The following is a 19,797-nucleotide window of genomic DNA, read 5'->3' as shown; positions in this document are numbered from 1 at the left end:
GAGAAGACTCCGTAGAGGCGGAAAGGGATGGAGGGGGATGACGTCCGCCGGTCCAGGAGAGAAGCAAGAAGACCCGGCGGAGGGCCTGCGTGCGGCCCAGCCGCATCAGGCGGCGCCCGCCGGCAGAGTCCTTCGAAGCCACAAGGTGATTCCCTGACCCGGCGGGTGACCGTGCACGAGGGCAGGTCAGCGCACGTTGTGCGGCACCGCGGCCAGCAGGTCCTGCCGCCGGTAGGACCTCGGGCGGCGCCCGTCGAAGTCGGAGACCTTGCGGGTGAAGACACCGAAGGGGGCCATGAGCTGGGCGAGCCGGGACTGCGTCAACTCGGCGTACGGCCAACGCTCCTCAGCCAGCCCGGGAAGATCCTTCAGGCAGTCCACAAGGTCCCACGACGCCATCGTCTCCGGGGCCCCGACGACGTCAAAGACATGCAGCGCGGCACGGACCACGCACCGAAGACCGGGAGGATCCTCGGGGCAGGACGAGAAGCCGTCCTCCGCCCCGGAGTCGTCGGCTCCGCCATCACCGTCATGCTCGTCGGAGCTTTGGCCCCAAGCGCAGAAGTCGCCCCGCGTACCGGCGCCTTCGGCGCCGGTGTCCGGCTGGCAGCATGCCGTGGTGGAGAGCAGCCGGCTGAGCTCGATACCGGCGGCCAGACGCTCCACCAGCAGGTCGATCAGCGATTCCAGCAACCCACCATCACCGTTGCGGGGACGGTTCGCCCGTGCGAGGAGCCGCTGGTCAAGCCGCTGGACCTCCGCGTGGGCATCCAGCAGGGCCCGATGGTGCGGGACTTCCCGCACCACCGGGTCCTGGTTCAGGGCGCTAGCGAGGGAGTCGAGCAGGGAGGGATAGGTCGTCAACGGGCAGAGCCCTTCACAGTGGGGAATGGGACGGGATGAGCAGGGCCGGGGGCTGCGTGGGGCGGCGGACCCGGCTTCGGAACCGGCCGGCGGGCCAACAACTGCGGCGGACGGGAGCGGGCCGCGTGCGTACGGGCACTCAGCGGCCGGCGAGCCATCCCCAGACGACGCCCAACGGTGTCGTAGATGTCGTTCCCGGCGCGCGGCCGGACAGCCACCACACGAATCTCCATACGGTGCGCCCCTGCTGGTGGTGCGGGGCGCAGGGCGTAGACGAGGCGCCACTGGTTGCGGTAGTCGAGGGCCAGCTTGCGGTACCCGGACAGGTCCCCGGTCAGCTTGCGGCCGAACAGCTCGGCGTGGACGACGTCCTGGAGCTGGGCGAGCGCCAGATCACGGATGTCGCCCGGCGCCTGCAACAGGTCGGTCAGGGCGCGCGGGTCGAAACTCAGCCCGTACGCAGGCTGCTGCCCCGCCCTCACGACACCGGCCCGGACGGTTCATCCGGCTCCCGCTCCGGCTCCCGCTCCGCTGCCGGTGCGGAGGAGTTCTCCTGCGTGCGGGCCGAGGGCGGCGGGCCGGGCAGCAGACGGTGTGTGGGCCGGTCCGGGGAGGTCATGCACGCCGACAGCGGACCACCCGGCGCCCGCACGGCGGCCATGGCGTGGGTGAGGAAGTCGCGGTGCCACACGAACATCCCGGCCAGACCCGCTTCCGGGTCCTTGTGCTGCTGGTAGGCGAGCCACAGGGCGTGCAGCCACGCCACGACACCGTCGTGCTCCTGCCACCGCGGGCACCACGGGGCCGCCGTCGTGACCTCCGCCCCGTAGACGGGCAGCAGGAAATCGTCCACCCAGTCGCCGAGGCCGTCGAGTTCGTCCTCGTACTCCTCGCCCTCCAGCTCCAGAATCGGACGCGGCTCCGGCGAAGGAGCCGGGCCCGGCCCGTTGAATCCCGGCAGACCGAACGCCGCGAACGGCGACGCACCACCAGGAGCGGGAGAGGGCGCGGAGGCGAGGTGTTCGAGCTGCCGGGCCTGGAGCGCGGAGCGCTCCATCAGCTTCCTGACACCGGCCTCGACACCGTCGAGATCACCGTCAGGGATACGGACCGGGTCCAATTCCCCGTCATCGGGGCCGGATACGGATTCGGGCATGGAAATAAGGGCCTCCTTGAAGACACGGCCATCGGACGAACACGCCTTCAACGGTCCGGATAAACACCGGCTTGGCCAACCGGCGAACCCGTGCTACAACACCATGGAGCCAGAGCCCGCCGACCAAGCAACGGGGCATAGTCCGCCCTCACGGCAAGGGACTTGAGATATCAGGCGGTCAGGATGACGTCGTCCTGGCCGAGGGTCTGGCGGACGGTGTCGGTGAGCCGGTCGGCCGCGATGGTCGCGTACGTCTCGGTCTTCTCCACGCCGATGAAGTCCCGGCCTTCGAGGAGGGCGGCGACACCGGTGGAGCCCGAGCCGGCGCAGAAGTCGAGCACCGTGCCCTTCTCGGGGCAGATCTTCACCAGCTCGCGCATCACCTCGACGGGCTTCTGCGTGATGTGCTGCCGTTTCGCGCCGGATGGCTGCGAGGCGCTGTAGAGGCCGGGCAGGTAGACCGGGTTGCGGGCGGCGTCGACCGGACCCTTCGAGGCCCAGACGATGAACTCGCAGTTCTGCGTGAAGCGGCCCTTCTGCGGTCTGGCCTGCGGCTTGTGCCAGGCCAGTACCCCGCGCCACAGCCAGCCGGCCGCCTGGATCGCATCCGTCGTCGTGGGGAGCTGGCGCCAGTCGGTGAACAGCAGCGCGGTGCCGCCGGTCTTCGTCAGCCGGTGGGCCTCGGTCATGATCTGCGTCAGCCAGAACCCGTAGGAGCGCTGGTCCATGTTCTCGCCGGTGAAGTCCGGCAGCGTGTGCTGGGCGTCGGCGGAGGTGTACTTCTGCTTCGCGGAGCGGGAGGTGCGCTCCTTCGCCGTCCGGCCACCACTGTTGTACGGCGGGTCGGTGATCACGGAGTCGACGCAGTCCTCCGGCAAGGTGGTGAGGACGCTCAGCGCGTCCCCCTGGTGCAGGGAAAAAGGCAAAGAGGAACCCCGATTCGGGTGGGGAGGGTGAGGGTGAGGATTTCCCGTCGCACAGAGGAATCCCGGCCGGTCGCAACGGCGAACACGAAAGCTCGCGGCAGCGGACAGAGGGGCGAGGGGAATCCAAAAACTGTAGGGGCGAAACGCCGGTCGACCAAAAAGCGCACCGCTGATGGGTCGGATTCCGGTACCTCACGCCGACTTTTTGGTTGACCGGCGCTCCGGGCCTACAGTTTTTGAACCGCCCGGCAAGCGCCGCCTGCTGATGGGCTTCTCGGTCCGGCACCCATCCCCCGTCAACGCCTCCCGAAGGACGGTCCTGTGACGTCTCGTTGCCCGCCGATGCCCACGGCCCGGATTCCCCTGCTGAACGGGCCGGGTTGAAGGGCATAGCCGCCGGTATCGGCGTCCTCTGCCTCTCCCCTCTCCTCCTGACCGGTGCCGCTCTGATGGCGGCCTCTGCGGGCGAAGCCGCCCAAGAGGGCGGCCAGTTCACCGGATGCACCAGCACCGTCGACACCGACAGAATCACCGAGCAGGTCACCAAACTCCTCGACGGAGCGGACAGTGACACGGTCCGAATCCCGGGCCTGGACCTGCCCGCCGAGCAGGTCCCCAACGCGCAGAAGATCGTCGCCACCGGCATCGGCCTCAAGGTGCCCGACCGCGGGCAGATCGTCGCGCTCGCCGCCGCGATACAGGAATCCCGGCTCCGCAACCTCGCCTCCGGCGACCGCGATTCGCTCGGGCTGTTCCAGCAGCGCCCGTCCAAGGGCTGGGGCACCGCGCAGCAGATCCGCGACCCGATCCACGCGAGCGAGAAGTTCTACCAACGCCTGTTGAAGGTGGACGGGTGGCAGCAGCTGACCGTCACCCAGGCGGCCCAGGCCGTGCAGCAGTCCGGTTACCCGGACGCGTACGCGCAGTGGGAAGACCTCGCGACCGCCCTCCAGGAAGCCATCGCCCGCACCTTCCCGAACACCGGCAACAACGGGACCGACCCTGCGGACGTCTCGGGGTGTGAGCCGGGCGAGGATGGCTCCGGGTACGGGCGGATCCCCGAGGGCAGCGTGCCGAAGGGATACGCCATCCCGGAGGACGCCCCGGCCGAGGCCCGGCGGGCGATCCGGTGGGCGATGGGCCGGCTCGGCACGCTCTACCAGTGGGGCGGCACCTGCACGAACGCGCACGGCCCCGATCCGATGGGCCGCTGCGACTGCAGCTCGCTGACGCAGCAGGCGTACAAACACGCCGGCGTCACCCTCACCCGCACCACATACACCCAGGTCAACGAAGGCAGAGCCGTCTCGGCGAAGGCCCTTATGCCCGGTGACCTGATCTTCAGCCGCGGCACCGCTACTCGGCCCGAGCACGTCGGCCTGTACATGGGCGAGGGCCTCGTGATCGAGGCGCCCAGGACCGGTAAGCCCGTACGGATCACACCGCTGAAGGACTGGACGGTCCTCACGGTCCGCCGCGTCCTCTGACGCCACACGCCACCCAGACACGGCTCGGGGCTCGTCCCGCCGGGCGCCCTCGCCCCCGCCTTTCGTTTCACTCGCCGCCGGTTTCATCTGACCCGCGTACGCAAGGAGTTCGTCATTCCCCTGTTTCTCGCTGACCGTCTGCGGCATCTCGCGTACGACCCGGGCATCACGCCATCGGACGGCGGTCTGCCGGGCCTGGCCGTACTGAAGAACGTCGTCAACTCGATCAACCTGTTCGGGATCGTCGCCGTCGTCGGCGCGCTCGCCGTCTCCTTGGGTGTGTGGGCCTGGGGCCATCACTCCGGAGGCCACCAGGCCGAGGCCAACGGCAAGAAGGGCGCCGTCGTCGCGGCCGGCGCCGCGCTCGGGCTGGGTGCCGCCAACGGCATCGTCCAGTTCTTCTCCGCGCTGGGGGAGCAGGTCCAGTGAAACTGAACCGCTTCCCCGCGCTCGGCGGCTACGGGATCGGCTGGTCGGCCAACCGCCGCATCCTCATCGTCGCGCTCGTCATCACCGCCTTGCTCGCCGTCGCCGCGACGGTCGCCTGGTTCACCGGCCGCACCGACCAGCACAACAGCTCCAGCACCCCCGGCACCACGAGCGATTCCTCAGCAGAGATACCCACCCCGAAGCCCTCCACCACAACGGGAGGCGGTTCGGTGTCCGCACCTGCGCAGATCGCCGAGCCGGTCGCCTTCGCGAAGGCGGCGGCCGTCATACTCTGGTCCTACGACACCCGCACCACCAGCCGTGATCAGCAACTCGCCGGCATGCGGGCGTGGATGACCGAGGAGACACAGTACGCCGACTGGGAGTCCGTCTCCGGCCAGGTGCCCGATCCGCTGCTGTGGTCGCGTATGGCGGATCAGGACCAGCACGCGACCGCCACGGTCACCGAGGGCCACTTCCCCTCCGCGTTCAAGCAAGCCCTCGCGGACGATCCGTCGGCGATCACCGAGGCGTACATCTACATCGTCACCGTCAACGGCACCCAGCGGATCGGCTGGGCGAAGGACGGAGCAGGGGCGGAGGAGCGAGCGGTGACCCTCGCCGTGCAGTGCCGCCCCGACCACGACTGCACCCTGGCCGCCCTCGCCCCCTCCGTCACCCAGTGACCCCGCCCAGCCGACACGCAGGAAGGAGGACCAACTCTCGTGGCCTTCTGTGATCTTCCGCTGACGGACACACTCTGTGCCGTCGGCGACGCGGCCACCTTCGCCTCCGACCCGGGCAAGGCGATCGGCGACTGGATCGCAAAGAGTTCCGGTGAACTCGCCGCCGCCGCGTCCGACCTCGCCGCCACCGCCGTCAACGCCACCACCACCCCCGATCTCAACGCGGGATGGTTCCGCGACAACTACGCGATGCTGCTGCCGATCGGCCTCATCGTCCTCGTCGCCACCTTCTGCGCGCAGCTCGTACGGGCTGCCGTCAAACGCGACGGGCAGGCCCTGGCGCAGGCGTTCACCGGCACGGCCGGCGGGGTGCTGTTCGCGTTCTGCGCCATCGCCCTGACCACCGTCGCCATCGAAGTGGTCGACGCCCTCTCTGACGGCCTGTTCAAGGCCGCGAACCTGTCGATCGAGACCGCCGTACGGCGCATCGTCAAAGTCTCCCAGCTCGGGGCCCTGTCCGGGCTGGGCTGGATGATCCCCAGCATCACCGCACTCGGTGCCGCGATCGGCGCACTGATGTACTGGTGCGTGATGATGGTCCGCAAGGTCGGCATCCTCGTCATGGTCACCCTCGCCGTGTTCGCCGGAGCCGGCGGCGGCTGGGAAGCCGCACGCCGCTGGCGCCGCGGCTGGATCGAGGCCACCGCCACCCTCGTCGTCTCCAAGCTGCTGATGACCGTGATCTTCGTACTCGGTATCGCCGCAATGGGCAACACCGACTCCAAAGACGGCATGGCCGCCCTCGCGGACGTCATGTCCGGCATCGTCATCATGCTCCTGGTCCTGCTCTGCCCGTACGCGACGTTCAAGTTCGTGCACTGGGCAGCCGAAGGCACCGACGGCGAGTCGATCCACCGCACCGGCGGAGCCGGCGCCCAGCTCGCCAAACAGCACGCCGAGAAGGCAGCACGCAAGGCCGCCTCCCTGGCCACGACCGCCGCCACCGGCGGCGCGGCAGCCGGAGCCGAAGCAGGCGCCGCCCAGGGCCCCGACCCCTCCAGCAGTGGTGGGGGTGGTTTCCCCGGCGACATCGCCGCCAACCCCACCAGCAATAGCGATAGCCAGGGCGGTTCGCAGAGCGGCGGGACGGGACTCTCCCCAGGCGGTGACGCCCTCAAGTCCGGCCTGGAGAAAGCCGTTCAACCAGCGCCGACCAGCCTGGCCGACGACATGAGCGGCGGATTGGGCAGCGGTTCGGGAGCAGGCGCTGCCTCCGGCCAGGCGCCCGGTTGGTCCGCCCCGCCGACCACGGCTCCGCCCCCGCAGGGCGCACCTCCGTCTCCCGGCTCACAGTCCGCCGGAACCACTGGCACGGCCGGACCGCCTCCTCCACCGACCGGCCTCTGACCAACCCCGCTTCCAGGGGCGGGACGTGCTCGGCGCGTCCCGTCCCCAGGCTCCACCCGCACTCCCAGGACCTGCCTCTTGTCTTCTCCCTCCGCCGCTCCGGTCACGGTGAAGTTCCCGCACCGCTCCCGCCGGGGCATCCTCCTCGGCCTTTCGCTGCCCCAACTCGTCCTCGTCTCCGCCACGTTGGCGCTGCTGCTGGTCGCGGTCGTCTCCACCGGGCTCCTCGGCGCCCTCGCCCTGACACCCCTGTGGGCCACGGTCGCCGCACTGATCACAATCCGCCGCCACGGCCGGTCCCTGGTCGACTGGGCGCCGGTCGTCGCCCGCTACGCGCACCGCCGCCGCACCGGCCAGATTCTGTGGCTCGCCCGCCCTGTCACCCGGCCCCGGCGTGACGGTGTCCTGCACCTTCCGGGCACGACCGCCTCGCTGCGTGTGGTCACCCCGGGCGACTCCGCCAACGGCGCCGCCGCTGTGCACGACCCGCACCAGCAGACCCTGACCGCGATTGCCCGTGTCTCCTCCCGGGCGTTCGTCCTGCTCGACCCGGCCACTCAGAACCACCAGGTCAACGGATGGGGACGCACCCTGGCGGGTATCGCCCGGACCGGGCACGTCGCCACCGTGCAGGTCCTGGAGCGCACCGTCCCCGACTCCGGCGACACCCTGACCCGCCACTGGGCACAGCACGGCCAGGCCGGAGCACCGGTTGCCGGGCAGGTCTACGCCGAACTCGTTGATGCCGCCGGACCGGCAGCCGCCCCGCACGAGACCTACCTCGCCATCAGCCTCGACCTCAAGGCCGCCAGGCGTCTGGTCTCGCAGGCCGGCGGCGGACTGCCTGGGGCGTTCACGGTGATGGAGCAGACCACCGCCTCGATCGCGCAGGCCGCCCGCAACGCCGGACTCATGGTGACCGGGTGGCTGAGTTCGCGGGAGGTCGCGGCCGTCATCCGTACCGCCTACGACCCGAAAGCGCTCTCGGCACTTCAGCAGTGGTCGCAGTCCGGGCGGGCGGAGGCAGACCCGGCAGCCGCCGGGCCCGTCGTGCAGTTCGAGGAGTACGACCGGCTGGCCACCGACACCGCGCGGCATGCCACGTACTGGGTGGAGAACTGGCCGCGCACCGAGATGGGTGCCGGATTCCTCCACGGGCTGATGTTCACCGCCGGGATCCGCCGCACCCTGTCCCTCATCTACGTGCCGCAGGGGCTGGAGTCCGCACTGCGGGACGTCCAGCGGAGGAAGTCCGCGATCATCGCCGACGCCAACGAACGTACCCGTCGCGGGCAGGTCGACAGCGAAGAGGACTCCGTCGAGTACGCGGACGTCAAACAGCGCGAACGTCAGCTGATCGCCGGACACGCCGATGTCGCCCTGACCGGGCTGGTCACCGTCACCGCCGACACCGACCAGCTCCTGGACGCGGCGTGCGCGCAGATCGAGACCGCCGCCGTCACCGCCGGCGTCGACCTGAGACGGCTCAACTTCCAGCAGCCCGACGCCTTCACCCTCGCCGCCCTCCCCCTGGCCCGCACCGCACTCTGACGACCAGGCACCGCTCCGCCAGCGCCGATATCCCTGCCCTCCGGCAGGAAGGAACCCCTTTGACCTCTCCCCCGCGTCCCGACGACGCCCACCCCTATCTGCGGGCCGCGACCGCCGGTATCCGCCACCACACCCGCGCCCTGGAACGGGCCGTGCCGCCGCAACCGGTGGGTCGCGTGCATCTGGACGTACTCCACGCCCATCTCACGGCGCTGCACCGGCTCCTCGACCGGATCACCGAGTCCACCCAGCCACCCCACCCGGCTGCGGGCCGTCAACTGGCCACCGCCCACGCCCGGTTGTGGCAGGCCACGACCGCCGTCCACGACGCCTTCCACCTTCTCCCCCACAACACCGGAACCCTGGAGTCGTCGGAGTGCGATCCGGAGCGGCTGCCGGAGGGCCCGCCGGTGCTGACCATCTGCCAGCGGCACCTCGCCGCCGGCCACGCGATCCGCCGCAAGGCCACCCCCACCGATCTGAACACCCCGCTCCACGGCCACACCACAGCGTGTGCCCGGTGAACCACCGCCCCTCTCGCCGGGCCCGGCGCGCCTCCGCCAGTCCGCTGTTCACCCCACACGGAACCGACCGCGCGAGCAGGAAGGCAGCGCGCCGACGGCTCGCCGAAGCCACCGCCAAGGCCCGTACGGAAGCCACCGTCAACACGGCGGGCACCGCGCCGGCGGAGAACGAGAACCCCGCACCGTTTTATCCGCCGGGCGGACGTCCCGGACTGAATTCCGCACGCGGGAACCGGCTGCGCCTGCCGGCCCACCGGATGACGACCGCCGTCGCCGCCGGGGCGTATCCGTTCCTCGCCGAGGGCGGGCTTGGCGCGGAAGGCATCTACATCGGCCGTGACGTCCACGCGGAAGCATCGTTCGTGTTCGACCCATTCTCGTTGTACGGGAAGATCGAAGGGTTCACCAACCCCAACGTCTTGTTGGCCGGGGTGATCGGCCAGGGCAAGAGCGCCCTGGCCAAGTCCTTCGCGCTGCGCTCCGTCGCGTTCGGCTACCGCGTCTACGTCCCGTGCGACCCGAAGGGCGAATGGACCCCGGTCGCGAGCGCGCTGGGCGGCGCCTCCGTCGCCCTCGGACCCGGTCTGCCGGGGAAGCTGAACCCGCTGGACGCGGCGCCGCGCCCTGCCTCCGTATCGGAGACGGACTGGGCGGGCGAGATCCGCAAACGCCGTCTGCTGCTGCTCGGTTCACTGGCCCGTACCGTCCTCGGCAGGGATCTGATGCCGATGGAGCACACCGCGCTCGACGTCGCGCTGGACACCGTCGTCACCCACGCCACCGGCAGCAACCGGGTCCCGCTGCTCGGTGATGTCGCCACCGCGCTCAACAACCCGTCCGGGCTGGACGAGGCGGCGGGGATGATGTCCGGGCACCTCGGCGACGCGGCCCGCGATCTGGCGCACGCCCTGCGCCGCTTGGTCCACGGTGACCTGGCCGGCATGTTCGACGCCCCCTCCACCGTGATGTTCGACCCCGCCGCGCCGATGCTCACCATCGACCTGTCCCGCCTCGGCGGCTCAGGCGACGACACCGCCCTCGTCCTCGCGATGACCTGCGCGAGCGCCTGGATGGAATCCGCTCTCACCGACCCGAACGGCGGCAGGCGCTGGATCATCTACGACGAAGCGTGGCGCCTGATGCGCCACCCCGGCCTCCTCCAGCGCATGCAGGCCCAGTGGAAACTCTCCCGCGGCCTCGGCATCGCCAACCTCATGGTCATCCACCGGCTGTCCGACCTCCTCACCGCCGGCGACGCCGGATCACAGGGCCGCGCCCTGGCCGAAGGGCTCCTCGCCGACTGCTCCACCCGCATCATCTACCGCCAGGAAACCGACCAGCTCCACGCCGCCGCCTCCCTCCTCGGCCTCACCGGCATCGAAATGGACGCCATCGCCCACCTCAACCGCAGCAGGGGCCTGTGGAAAGTCGCCGGCCGGTCCTTCATCGTCCAACACCAGCTCCACCCCCACGAACTGGCGCTCTTCGACACCGACGCCCGCATGCACCGAGAAGGTCCGCACGCTCATGAATCCTGATGCCCGGCGCCAGCTGATACCCCGCGGCGAAGTCCTGCGCCTCATCGGCGTGCTCGACGGGATGAAGGCCACACTCCTCGACGCCGCCGAGCGGTGGCAGCTGCTGGACGACACCGGTCACGTCCCGAGCACCCCGGCGTACGCCGACCTGGTCCAGCATGCCGCCGCCGGACAGGATCTTTCCTGCGACGTCGTACGGCTGACGGCTGACTTCGCCCAAAGTCCTCACAGCACGACCCGCGCCGGCCTAGCCGTCCTCACCCACCTCGCCACAGCGGCCACCATGTCGAGCAACGCAGCGCCGCACTTCGCCGAGACAGCCGAGACCGCGCTCTCGCTGCCCCGGCCGGCCGAGGCGACCGACCGGCGCTACCGGGACAAGCGCATGGTCATCGACCACGCCACAGCCCGCGCCTATCTGCGGCGCACCTCGGAATCGCTCGGCGACGCGGCCACGGAACTCAACAACCACCTCGAACTCCACCGCTTCTTCCCCGAACCCTCCCGGCAGCAGAGCCCGGCGCCCCCGCCTGGGCGGAGCGCCCGCCACCGCTGACCGCCGTACCTCCCCGCTTTCCACGCCACCAGGAGTCCCATCATCGAAGCTCATCCCATCACCGCGCTCTTTCCACCACTCGACGAAGACGAGCTGCGCGCCCTCGCCGACGACATCCGGGAACGTGGCCTGCTCCACCCCATCGTTCTGGATCCCCAGGGCCGCCTCCTCGACGGGCGTGGCAGGCTCCGGGCCTGCGAAGCCGCCTCCGTCGAACCGGCGTTCGTGACCTACGAGGGAGACGACCCGAGCGGCTACGCCCTCGCCGTGAACCTTCGCCGCCGCAACATCAGCAAGGGGCAGGCGGCGATGATCTCCGCGAAGGCCCGTTCAGTTTCTGAGCAACCACCGCGCTCAGACTCTGAGCAGACCACACGCTCAGTTTCTGAACAGACGGGCCTGTCCCTGGGGCGGATCAGCCAGGCCAACATTGTGCTGCTGCACGCCGCGGACCTCGTGGACCCGGTCATCAGCGGCGCCATGGGCCTGGACGAGGCGTACACCCTCGCCCGGGAGAACAAGGCCAAGGCCAGCTCCGCCGAGGTACAGCTCAACCGGCTGCGGGAAGAGGACCCGGAGCTGGCCGAACGCGTCGTCGAGGGCGCCCTGACGCTGACCGGGGCGTGGGCGGAGCGCACCGAGCGCGTGGAGGAGGACAAGCGGCAGCGGCGGGTCGCCACCCGGCTGCTGGACGAGCTGGTTCCCCCGCTGGCCCAGGCCCGTGGCACCCGTACGTTCTCCCGGTACGACCCCGCGTTCGCCGGGTCGGGGCCCATCACGCGGGAGACGATCGCGCACGCCATGACGGCGCTGACGGAGATGGACCAGGTCTGGCAGGAGCGTGACCTGCCGTGACCGCCCCCGCTCTCATACGGTTGCGGGGCATCGTCGAGCAGAGCGCGGTCGATCTCACCGACGCCGACGGGCGGTTCCACAAGAACCAGCTCACCGACGCGGTGCGTGATCAGCTCGCCCGTGATGATCTCGATCCGGGCCTGAGGGCCGCCGCCCTGGACACCCTGGCCCAGTGCCTGGTCACGGGCTTCGGCGAACACCGCAACCCCCGCCGCCGGCGCAACGGATCCCTCTTCCACCCGCAGGACATCCTGAAGCTCGGCAACGGGATCTGGGTGTGGATGGACCGCGCCACCGACTCCGACGTCCTGCAATGGAGCCGGCTCTCCCGGCGCAACCGGGCACGCGTCGACCAGGCCGACTCCGAGATCCAGGAGTACGCCGACCTGCGGGCGGACGCCTTCCGCGCCTATCCCGACATCGTCTACCTCGGCGAACTGGAACGCGTCGCCTTCGGCTGGACCGAAGCCGCTGCCGGTCAAGTCCACCTCCCCGGCCTGTGAGCGAGCACGGACAGCACCTCCTCGCCCTGACCGACCGGCTCAACGCCGCCGAGTCCCACGACCAGGCCGCCGACCTGGTCAACCAGATCCTTGATCCGGTCGACGGCGCCCTCGAACGCCTCGCGGACTTCTTCGAAGCGGCCGGTGAGAAGGCCAAGGAGTCCGACGCGGACGACGGATTCGACCTCGCCCACGACTTCGACGAAGCCGCCGTCGACATCCGGCGGCTGAACGAGGACCTGCACCTCGCCGCCGACCGCATGCGCGCCCGCACCACACCATCTCCCGAACCGCCCGTACGGGCCACGCACTCGAAGGCCACCGCCGTACCTACGCCGCAGGGTGCGCCAAGCCGCCGCCGCTAAGCCCGCCGGACGGGAAGAGTTCCGCCGATCCCCTGGAGGCCACCACTGGCCGTTGACTTCGACGAGGCCGGCCACCTGCACATGGTCATGAACGAACTCGCGGGCATCGCCGACCGCCTCCCCCTCACCACACAACTCTCTCCGGAACCCAGATCAGGTACGGGCGAGGACCTGGAGGACGCGATCCGGGACCTGACCCGCCACTTCACCTACCTCGCCTACACCATCGCCACGCGCGACCGCCAGGCCCATCGGTACCCCAGCCAGTACACGCCGCAGCTGCGGGAGGGCACCGCCGCACTGGCCCGCGCCGCCACCCGTACCGGCCGCGCCCTCGCCGCGCTCGGCGAAGCGGTCACCGCCACCGGGCACCTGCACCACCTCACCCACAACCGACCGGGCCCCGGGCACGCGGAGGACCTCCAGCACACGCGCACCGTGCTGGACGGCCACATCACCCAGGCGCGCGCCCAACTCTTCGCCGCCGCCCGGCAACTCCGCGCGGATGCCCATCGATTGCTGGCCGCACAGACACCGGTCGCACCTGCGGCTCTCACGACGCTCCCCGTCGCGGCGGTGTCTTCCTCTCCCCGCGGTCGCAGCCGCTGACTCTTGGAGTGATTGCCCGTTGGATCTCGACAACCCCGCCCATCTGCGGGTGGTGGCCGTCCGTCTCGGGGACCGTGCCCGTGCTGTGGCCGCCGCGGCCTCCGCGCCCGCCGGGTATCTGCAGGGCAGACTCGGCGACGAGACGTCCAACCTCGCGGATCTGCTCGCCGACCTGACCTACGCGGTGACGTGGCAGCTCGACGAAGCCGTACGCCGACCCCGCCTGCACACCCCGGAACTGCGCCGCGGCACCGCCGCCGCAGCCCGCGCCGCGATCCCCGTCGCCCTCGCGCTCGCCGGACTCGGACAGGCCGTCGCCCAGCTCGGCGCCCTGCACACGCTCGACGCGTACGAGCCGACCGAGGAACAGCAGGCCGCCGTCCACCGGACCCGCCATGGCCTGGAGCAGACCCTCCGTGACGCGAGCGCCCAACTGGCCGCCGCCGCACAGCACATGAACCACGACGCCGACCACGTGGATGATCCTCCCCGTCGTCCGCCGACACCGTCGGAGATAGCCGCTCACGCGACGGCCGGCACGCTGCCGCCCGCAGTACCGACTCCTTGCGGGCCGAACCCGGCCCGCTGAACACCCCCGGAGAACCACACCCTGTGACCGTACGAGCCATCCTTCGCGCTGCCGCCGTCCTCGGCGCCGGCAGCCTGGCCCTCACCGCCTGCACCACCAGCGACAACTCCGGCCCTCGGGCGGACCGATCATCCGAGTCCCGCCCCGGGGCTCCGGCACCTGATCAGTCGTCCGCCCCCGCACAGACGGCTGCACCGGACGACAACAGTGGCCGTGTCCTGGCCCAGGTGACCGGACGGGACAGCATCGTCCTGACCATCACCGGGGTCGAGCGCGCCGCCTCCGGCAAGAGCGTCACCGTCTCCGCGACCCTGAAGAACACCGGTGCCAAAGTCTTCTTCGGGATAAGTGCCTACGGCGGCACGGACGCCTCGATCAAGGGCCGCATGCACAGCCTGGCCGGCGCCACTCTCACCGACACCGCCCACAACGTGCGGTACAACGTGCTGCGCGACACCGCGGGCGGCTGCCTGTGCTCCACCGCCCTGCGCGCCCTCAAGCCCGGCGAAACCGTGCCCGTCTTCGCCCAGTTCCCCGCCCCGCCCGCCAGCGTACGCAGCGTCGACTTCCAGCTCCCGACGTTCCCCAACTCCACCATCCCCCTCGAAACCGCCCGATGAAAAACCCCCACTCCCGACAGCGAACTCCGGTCGTACTGGGCCTGGTACTCCTCACCTCGGCGACGGGCGGTCCTGCCCACTCCGTCGATACGGACCCTTCCGCGACCGCTCCCTCCCACCGGGTCATCACCGTGGTACACAAGATCTCGGAGGTGACCGGGAGTTCCGGGGTCCGCCGGGAGGAAACCGGCGACCGCGTGGCGTTGGCGCTCTCCGCCGGAATCCTGTTCGGCAAGGACAGCGCGCGTCTCTCCGCCGGCGCGGAGCGCCGGATCACCGAAGCGGCCCGGACGATCCGGGCAGCCGGATCGCGCGCCGTGGCCGTGGCCGGTCACACCGACAACCTCGGCTCCGCCTCGCACGGACTGGTCCTGTCCCAGCAGCGCGCCGACGCCGTCACGCGCGTGCTGCGCCGGCACCTGCCGAACACGGTGAAGGTCACCGCCCGGGGATACGGCGAAGCCAGGCCCGTCGCGGACAACGATGACGATGCCGGGCGGAAGCAGAACCGGCGGGTGACTCTCACTTACCACCACGGGAGGTGAGCCGGATAAGTACCCACCGCCCGACGGGCCTGTCTGGCTTCGCCGCCGCCCTCGCCGCCCGCCTGCCCGGCACCTGGACCAGCCACTACCACCAGCACGCTACTTACCCCGAGCAGTTCGCGCTCGCCCACCAGGTGTGGGACCTCGGGCACGTCCACTGGGCCGTCAGCGAATTCGTCCTCCGCCACGACGCCGAACTGAACGGACCCCACGGGCAACGGCTGTACGTCATCGAACGCCCCCTCAAACACGGCCAGTTCCTCGCCGCACCACTGCAACCCCGCATCGAGTTCCACCACTTCGACGGTGTGGACGAACCGAATGGCATCGCAGTACCCGGCGACCCGCCCCGCGCCGCGGCAGCCGTGGCCCGCCGCCTGCTCCCCCGCTACCAGCACGCCCTGACCGCCGTACGCCGCAACAACGCCACCGCTCGGACAGGACAACCGGCGGCCGGCACGCCCAACGCTCTGCCCCTCGCCGACGGTCGTCCCGTCCACATCCCATCCGGGCACGCACCACACGTCCGCTGAAGAAGGAAGTTCCCCTGACCCACCCCGATTTCGAGCTGTACGACAACGTCGGCCGCGACGCCGAGCAGATCGCAGCCGCCCGCTACGGCATCGCCACCCGTGGCGACCTGCTGCGCTGGGCGAGCCGGGACGCGAAGCCGTTCCTCAAAAAGCACCCGCTGCCGGACGAGGCCCTGCCGACACCCGACCTCACCCCGTACCTGACGGCGCTCGCGGCGGCTCAGACCCCTGCCGAGGCCAGTGCCGTCACCCGGCATCTGCTGGACGCCGCCGAGCCCGCGCTCCGCGCCGTGAGCGACTACCTCCTGGCCGCCGGCCAGTGGCGCGGGCAGAACCGCGGCGCGAAGCTCGACTCCCCGCCCAAGATGCTGATGACCGCGGCCAGCCACAGCCTGTCCGTACTGGCTCTCGCCGACGCAGCCGACCTCAAGGCTCTGCGCGCCGAGTACGACCCCGCCCCGACTCCGGACATTCCGCCGCCGGGACAGTCTCCGGCACCGTCCGATCTTCCCCCGGGCCCGCTGAAGTCCCCGCCCACCGGGCCCGCGCCCAGCCGGTAAGCCCCCTTCGACAGCACCGGAGTGCTCTCCTGCCCACGCCCCTGATCACGGTCGTCATCGCCACCCGTCTGCGTGAGGACCGCCTCGACTATCTGACCGCCATGCACACAAGCCTCACCCGGCAATCGGTCCCCTGGGAGGCGGTGATCGCCATCGACGGCACCGACCCTCGGCATCTGCCCGTACCGCTCGCATCCGACCCGCGCGTGCGCACCCTCGCCCTGCCCCGCCCCGTCGGCGCCGCCTGCGCCCGCAACCTCGCCCTCGCCCAGAGCCGCACCCTCTACAGCAACTGGGCGGACGACGATGACGAGTTCACCGACAACGCCATGGCCGTGCGCCTCGACACCCTCCAGACAACCGGGGTCGGCTGGTGCGCCGGGTGGAGTCGGGATCTTCACCCGGACGGTTCGACCCGATTGTGGGAATGCCCCACGCCACCCGGACGGCATGAAGCCGGCGACGTGTGGACGTACTGGAAGTCCCCGGCGGACACCATCCCCATCGGGCCGACCACCATCCTCGCCCGCACCGACCTGATGCGCGCGGCCCCGATGGGCGGCCTCGTCCAGGGCGAGGACTACTGCACGGCCGTCGGCATAACGACCCTCGCTCCCGGGATCCTGCTGCCGGTCCCCGTCTACCGCTACCGCAAGCACCCCGGGCAGCTCACGGCCCAGCCCGGGTACGACGAGCTGGAGTCGGCGGCCCGGGAGCACGCCTGGCAGTACGGCCGCAGTCTGCGCTCCGCCCTGCGCGACCACCAGCCCAAGCCCTTGCTCGGTGACCGGCTGCTGGAGCCTGCCGCGGGAGGGCAGGCATGACCAATCCGGCCATCGCGAACATCACCCTCTCGACCAGCCGCACCCACGGCCTCGTCGCCATCGCATCCGGGGCAAGGTTCCCCCAGGCCCAAGATGCCCTGCGGGAAGCCGGGTTCAGCCCCCTGCCCGGCGGGGCCTTCGCCGCCCCACCGGAGCAGGCAACCCGCGCCACCGCCAGCGCCCTGGTGCACCGCGCCCACCAGCACAGGGCGAGCATCAGCATAAGCAGCCGCCCCTACCTCGGCGAGATCGGCTCGGACATGGCCGCCCGGCTGCCCGGCAACTGGAGCGCCACGGTGAACGTCTTCCCCCGCCGGCACTGGCAGGAGGATCTCGTCGGCTCGTTGTGGGACAGCGGTGACCTCCTGAAGGCGGTGCTCCACGAGCACGTTCCCTGCGCGGTCGTGCTGAGCAACCATGCCGGTACCGAGCTGCTGCTGATCGAGCGTCCCGGTCACTCCGTCGGCTATCTCGTGGGCGCCTTCGCCACCGAGGAGTACGACGACAACTGGCAGGAGCCGAACGCGCCGCGCAGCATCGTGCTGCCCTCCGAGGCGGACCGTGCCGCACGCGCCGTCGCCCATACCTTCCTGCCGACCTACCGCCGGGCCTTGCACCACCGGCGGCTCGACACGGTCATGAGCGCACTGAACCGGATCCGTCCGGAGCACGACACACTTCAGACGATCAAGGCGTCCCAACAGTCCAGCGACAGCACACCGCTCGTCGGCTCACGCCTGCACGCGGAGGCGGAGCGGGCGTTCGCCGACGACGCCTGGCTTGGTTTCAGTGACGTCCTCCAGCACGCACCGCTCCTGCTCGCCCGGTGCCGGCCTGCAGCCAGTCCCTGGCCACAGGACGCTGGCGCACTGTCCCGGCTGCGCGGCGCACTCGCCAACAGCCAGGACACCTGGGAGGAGTTCAACGCCCTGCGCGCGGAGCTGTACTCGGTTCCCGCAGACCTGTCGGCCCAGGAGTGGTCGCGGGTGCGCAGCACGCTCGGCACTGCGGTCCTGCCGGCGATCGGGACGTGGCTCGCCGACAGCGAGGTGTTCGAGCGACAGGCCCGCGCCGCCGTCCCCGGCGGGCACATCGCCCTGTCCGCGCCCCACCCGCGTCCGCTCACCACCACACCAGCGCTCCCCTGCCCGGCCGGCGAACGCGCACCTCTGACGCCCTAGAAGGGGATCCCCCTGCCTGACGATTTCCACTTCGACTTGCCACCCCGGTGCCCTGCGGACGCCTCGTTCACCGAGGAGGATGTCGCCCGTGCCGCCGCCCACGTGTGCGCCATGGCCTTGTGCTCCCTGGACCATCCCTCCGGCACGGCGGAGAGCCTGGACGGCCTGGTGATCCCCAGTACCCGCGGACAGCAGCCGCTCGGCTGGGCCGACCTGGACCGCGACGATTTCGCCGAGTGCGTGGGCGCGATCCACCGCCTGGTCCTCTCGGCCGCCGACCACACCTACCAGGCCACCGTTCGACCACAAGAGCGGGTGCCGTCCCGGCGCATCGACACCCGTCTCCGGCCGCTTCACCCAGGAGCCCCCGTACGGGCCAGCGACGTCAGGCACGCCGCCATCTCCCTGTGCCACGCCCTCATCGGCCAGGAGGACGGCCCCGCACTGCAGTTCATCCTCGACGAGCCGGTGGCCAGCACATTCACTCTCGACGGCCCCTCCCCAACCTGGGGGCAACTTCCCGCCCAGAGCCTTCTCCCCGCACTCCACCGCATCGGCCGGGCCGTCGACCAGACCCGCACCCGCATCTGGATCGCGGTCGACACCGCCATCGTCTCCGGCGCACCGCCGGCTGCACCGAGCACCCGGGCGCCCGGTGTTCTCCCCCCGCGACCGCCGGAGCCCGGCCGGCGCCGCTGACCATGCGGACTGCCGTACGTCACCTGCTTGTTGTTCCCCTCCGTCCCTGGCAGAAAGGTTCCCCTTCGCCTGTGGATCCGTCCCTCCATTTCGTCTTCGGTACCCACCCCGACCACGGCTTCGTCGCCGCGGCCACCACCACTGCTCTGCCCGCGCACCTCGCCGACTGGTTCCTGACCCGTGTCCAGTTCGAGCCCGTCCCCGGCGACCCGGGCCTCTACCGGCTCACCGACCCCGACCGGGATGGTCGTCGCCGTACCCGGCAGGCCGTCCACGATCTGCGCCGCCAGGGATACACCGTGCACGCCGACATCGCCCTCGATCCCGCCCAGTCAGCAGGCCCGCCGACTCCCGCCCTGCCGAACGGGCTTTCCGAGCGGCGCAGCCGGATCGCGCAGGCCGCGGGCCGTTCGTCGCAGCAGCGTCCGGTCCCCACCACCCAAGCGCCGTCCGTGCGTACGGTCCCGCCGGTGCCGGGCCACACGCCCACGGTCCGCCTGCGCTCCCCCACGACCGGTCGGTCGCGGTGACGCCGGGCGCCGAGCGAATCCGCATCATCCGCAGGCACGGCGGTCAGGTTGAAGCAACCGGTCCTCTCGACACTCTTGCCGCCGACCTGCTCCGGCGGGCCGGGTTCCTGACCTTCCCCACCCTGTCCGGCCCCTGGATCCGTCTGCCGTTCGACTTGGGCGCCGAGTGGGAGAACGAACGCTCCTCCTGGGCCGCCGACATGCTCACCGCCGCCCGCTACCCGCTCACGCTCGACCCCACCCTGCGCACAGGCCCGCAG

General features: G+C 70.8%; 26 protein-coding genes. 22 read left to right on the top strand and 4 right to left on the bottom strand.

Annotation, left to right across the window (positions count from 1 at the left end):
* Positions 1-186: 186 nt before the first annotated feature.
* From BHU15_RS21785 to BHU15_RS21770, 4 genes are all read right to left on the bottom strand, one after another.
* Positions 187-864 carry a hypothetical protein gene (locus tag BHU15_RS21785; RefSeq protein ID WP_069628739.1) on the bottom strand — a complete coding sequence of 226 codons (678 nt, stop codon included), beginning with the start codon at positions 862-864 and terminating at the stop codon, positions 187-189.
* Complete coding sequence (locus BHU15_RS21780; RefSeq protein ID WP_069628738.1) at positions 861-1,346, bottom strand: hypothetical protein; 486 nt, start codon at positions 1,344-1,346, stop codon at positions 861-863. The genes BHU15_RS21785 and BHU15_RS21780 overlap by 4 nt, the downstream gene beginning before the upstream one ends.
* Positions 1,343-1,921 carry a DUF4913 domain-containing protein gene (locus tag BHU15_RS21775; protein ID WP_069628777.1) on the bottom strand — a complete coding sequence of 193 codons (579 nt, stop codon included), beginning with the start codon at positions 1,919-1,921 and terminating at the stop codon, positions 1,343-1,345. Before BHU15_RS21775 ends, BHU15_RS21780 begins: the two co-directional genes overlap by 4 nt.
* A 269-nt stretch (positions 1,922-2,190) precedes the next feature.
* Positions 2,191-2,946 (bottom strand): DNA-methyltransferase, encoded by a 756-nt coding sequence (locus BHU15_RS21770; protein WP_069628737.1) that lies wholly within the window; start codon positions 2,944-2,946, stop codon positions 2,191-2,193.
* Positions 2,947-3,326: 380 nt separating this feature from the next.
* Between BHU15_RS21770 and BHU15_RS21765 the strand changes: the two genes are divergently transcribed.
* From BHU15_RS21765 to BHU15_RS21665, 22 genes are all read left to right on the top strand, one after another.
* On the top strand, positions 3,327-4,433 hold the full coding sequence (locus BHU15_RS21765) for a C40 family peptidase (RefSeq protein WP_069628736.1): 1,107 nt from the start codon (positions 3,327-3,329) through the stop codon (positions 4,431-4,433).
* Positions 4,434-4,547: 114 nt separating this feature from the next.
* On the top strand, positions 4,548-4,862 hold the full coding sequence (locus tag BHU15_RS21760; protein WP_069628735.1) for a DUF6112 family protein: 315 nt from the start codon (positions 4,548-4,550) through the stop codon (positions 4,860-4,862).
* Complete coding sequence (locus tag BHU15_RS21755; RefSeq protein WP_438284975.1) at positions 4,859-5,548, top strand: hypothetical protein; 690 nt, start codon at positions 4,859-4,861, stop codon at positions 5,546-5,548. Before BHU15_RS21760 ends, BHU15_RS21755 begins: the two co-directional genes overlap by 4 nt.
* A gap of 39 nt (positions 5,549-5,587) precedes the next feature.
* The gene (locus BHU15_RS21750) at positions 5,588-6,955 is read left to right on the top strand and encodes an SCO6881 family protein (RefSeq protein WP_069628734.1); all 1,368 of its coding nucleotides are present in this window, start codon (positions 5,588-5,590) and stop codon (positions 6,953-6,955) included.
* A 78-nt stretch (positions 6,956-7,033) separates the two neighbouring features.
* Positions 7,034-8,506, top strand: coding sequence for an SCO6880 family protein (locus tag BHU15_RS21745; protein WP_069628733.1), 1,473 nt, complete (start codon positions 7,034-7,036; stop codon positions 8,504-8,506).
* Between the two features lie 59 nt (positions 8,507-8,565).
* The gene (locus tag BHU15_RS21740) at positions 8,566-9,030 is read left to right on the top strand and encodes a DUF6238 family protein (RefSeq protein ID WP_069628732.1); all 465 of its coding nucleotides are present in this window, start codon (positions 8,566-8,568) and stop codon (positions 9,028-9,030) included.
* Positions 9,027-10,568 (top strand): VirB4 family type IV secretion system protein, encoded by a 1,542-nt coding sequence (locus BHU15_RS21735; protein ID WP_069628774.1) that lies wholly within the window; start codon positions 9,027-9,029, stop codon positions 10,566-10,568. The genes BHU15_RS21740 and BHU15_RS21735 overlap by 4 nt, the downstream gene beginning before the upstream one ends.
* On the top strand, positions 10,558-11,124 hold the full coding sequence (locus BHU15_RS21730; RefSeq protein ID WP_107422894.1) for a hypothetical protein: 567 nt from the start codon (positions 10,558-10,560) through the stop codon (positions 11,122-11,124). Before BHU15_RS21735 ends, BHU15_RS21730 begins: the two co-directional genes overlap by 11 nt.
* A gap of 225 nt (positions 11,125-11,349) precedes the next feature.
* A complete protein-coding gene (locus tag BHU15_RS21725) occupies positions 11,350-11,979 on the top strand; it encodes a hypothetical protein (RefSeq protein ID WP_255293169.1) in 630 nt (209 codons plus the stop codon).
* On the top strand, positions 11,976-12,482 hold the full coding sequence (locus tag BHU15_RS21720; RefSeq protein WP_069628730.1) for a hypothetical protein: 507 nt from the start codon (positions 11,976-11,978) through the stop codon (positions 12,480-12,482). Before BHU15_RS21725 ends, BHU15_RS21720 begins: the two co-directional genes overlap by 4 nt.
* A complete protein-coding gene (locus tag BHU15_RS21715; protein ID WP_069628729.1) occupies positions 12,479-12,847 on the top strand; it encodes a hypothetical protein in 369 nt (122 codons plus the stop codon). The genes BHU15_RS21720 and BHU15_RS21715 overlap by 4 nt, the downstream gene beginning before the upstream one ends.
* Before the next feature lie 87 nt (positions 12,848-12,934).
* Positions 12,935-13,456 (top strand): hypothetical protein, encoded by a 522-nt coding sequence (locus tag BHU15_RS21710; RefSeq protein WP_141726853.1) that lies wholly within the window; start codon positions 12,935-12,937, stop codon positions 13,454-13,456.
* Between the two features lie 19 nt (positions 13,457-13,475).
* Positions 13,476-14,045, top strand: a complete 570-nt coding sequence (locus BHU15_RS21705) for a hypothetical protein (protein ID WP_069628727.1) — start codon at positions 13,476-13,478, stop codon at positions 14,043-14,045.
* Between the two features lie 23 nt (positions 14,046-14,068).
* Positions 14,069-14,665: a hypothetical protein gene (locus BHU15_RS21700; protein WP_141726852.1), complete on the top strand. Its 597-nt coding sequence runs from the start codon at positions 14,069-14,071 to the stop codon at positions 14,663-14,665.
* Between the two features lie 152 nt (positions 14,666-14,817).
* A complete protein-coding gene (locus BHU15_RS21695) occupies positions 14,818-15,210 on the top strand; it encodes an OmpA family protein (protein ID WP_171908412.1) in 393 nt (130 codons plus the stop codon).
* On the top strand, positions 15,207-15,743 hold the full coding sequence (locus BHU15_RS40240) for a hypothetical protein (RefSeq protein WP_079128288.1): 537 nt from the start codon (positions 15,207-15,209) through the stop codon (positions 15,741-15,743). Before BHU15_RS21695 ends, BHU15_RS40240 begins: the two co-directional genes overlap by 4 nt.
* Positions 15,744-16,033: 290 nt before the next feature.
* Entirely contained in the window at positions 16,034-16,303 is a 270-nt protein-coding gene (locus tag BHU15_RS40235; RefSeq protein ID WP_171908411.1) for a hypothetical protein, read from the top strand.
* Positions 16,304-16,344: 41 nt separating this feature from the next.
* Positions 16,345-17,127 (top strand): glycosyltransferase family 2 protein, encoded by a 783-nt coding sequence (locus BHU15_RS21685; protein ID WP_079128291.1) that lies wholly within the window; start codon positions 16,345-16,347, stop codon positions 17,125-17,127.
* Entirely contained in the window at positions 17,124-18,308 is a 1,185-nt protein-coding gene (locus BHU15_RS21680; RefSeq protein ID WP_069628724.1) for a hypothetical protein, read from the top strand. The genes BHU15_RS21685 and BHU15_RS21680 overlap by 4 nt, the downstream gene beginning before the upstream one ends.
* A gap of 111 nt (positions 18,309-18,419) precedes the next feature.
* Complete coding sequence (locus tag BHU15_RS21675; protein ID WP_069628723.1) at positions 18,420-19,007, top strand: hypothetical protein; 588 nt, start codon at positions 18,420-18,422, stop codon at positions 19,005-19,007.
* Between the two features lie 71 nt (positions 19,008-19,078).
* Complete coding sequence (locus tag BHU15_RS21670) at positions 19,079-19,537, top strand: hypothetical protein (protein WP_069628722.1); 459 nt, start codon at positions 19,079-19,081, stop codon at positions 19,535-19,537.
* On the top strand, positions 19,534-19,797 hold a 264-nt coding region (locus BHU15_RS21665), incomplete at its 3' end, for a hypothetical protein (RefSeq protein WP_069628721.1). The genes BHU15_RS21670 and BHU15_RS21665, both read left to right, overlap by 4 nt.

Origin of the sequence: Streptomyces niveus, assembly GCF_001723055.1 — a bacterium.
Lineage (GTDB): Bacteria > Actinomycetota > Actinomycetes > Streptomycetales > Streptomycetaceae > Streptomyces > Streptomyces niveus.
This window is presented reverse-complemented; position numbering and strand designations above follow the sequence as displayed.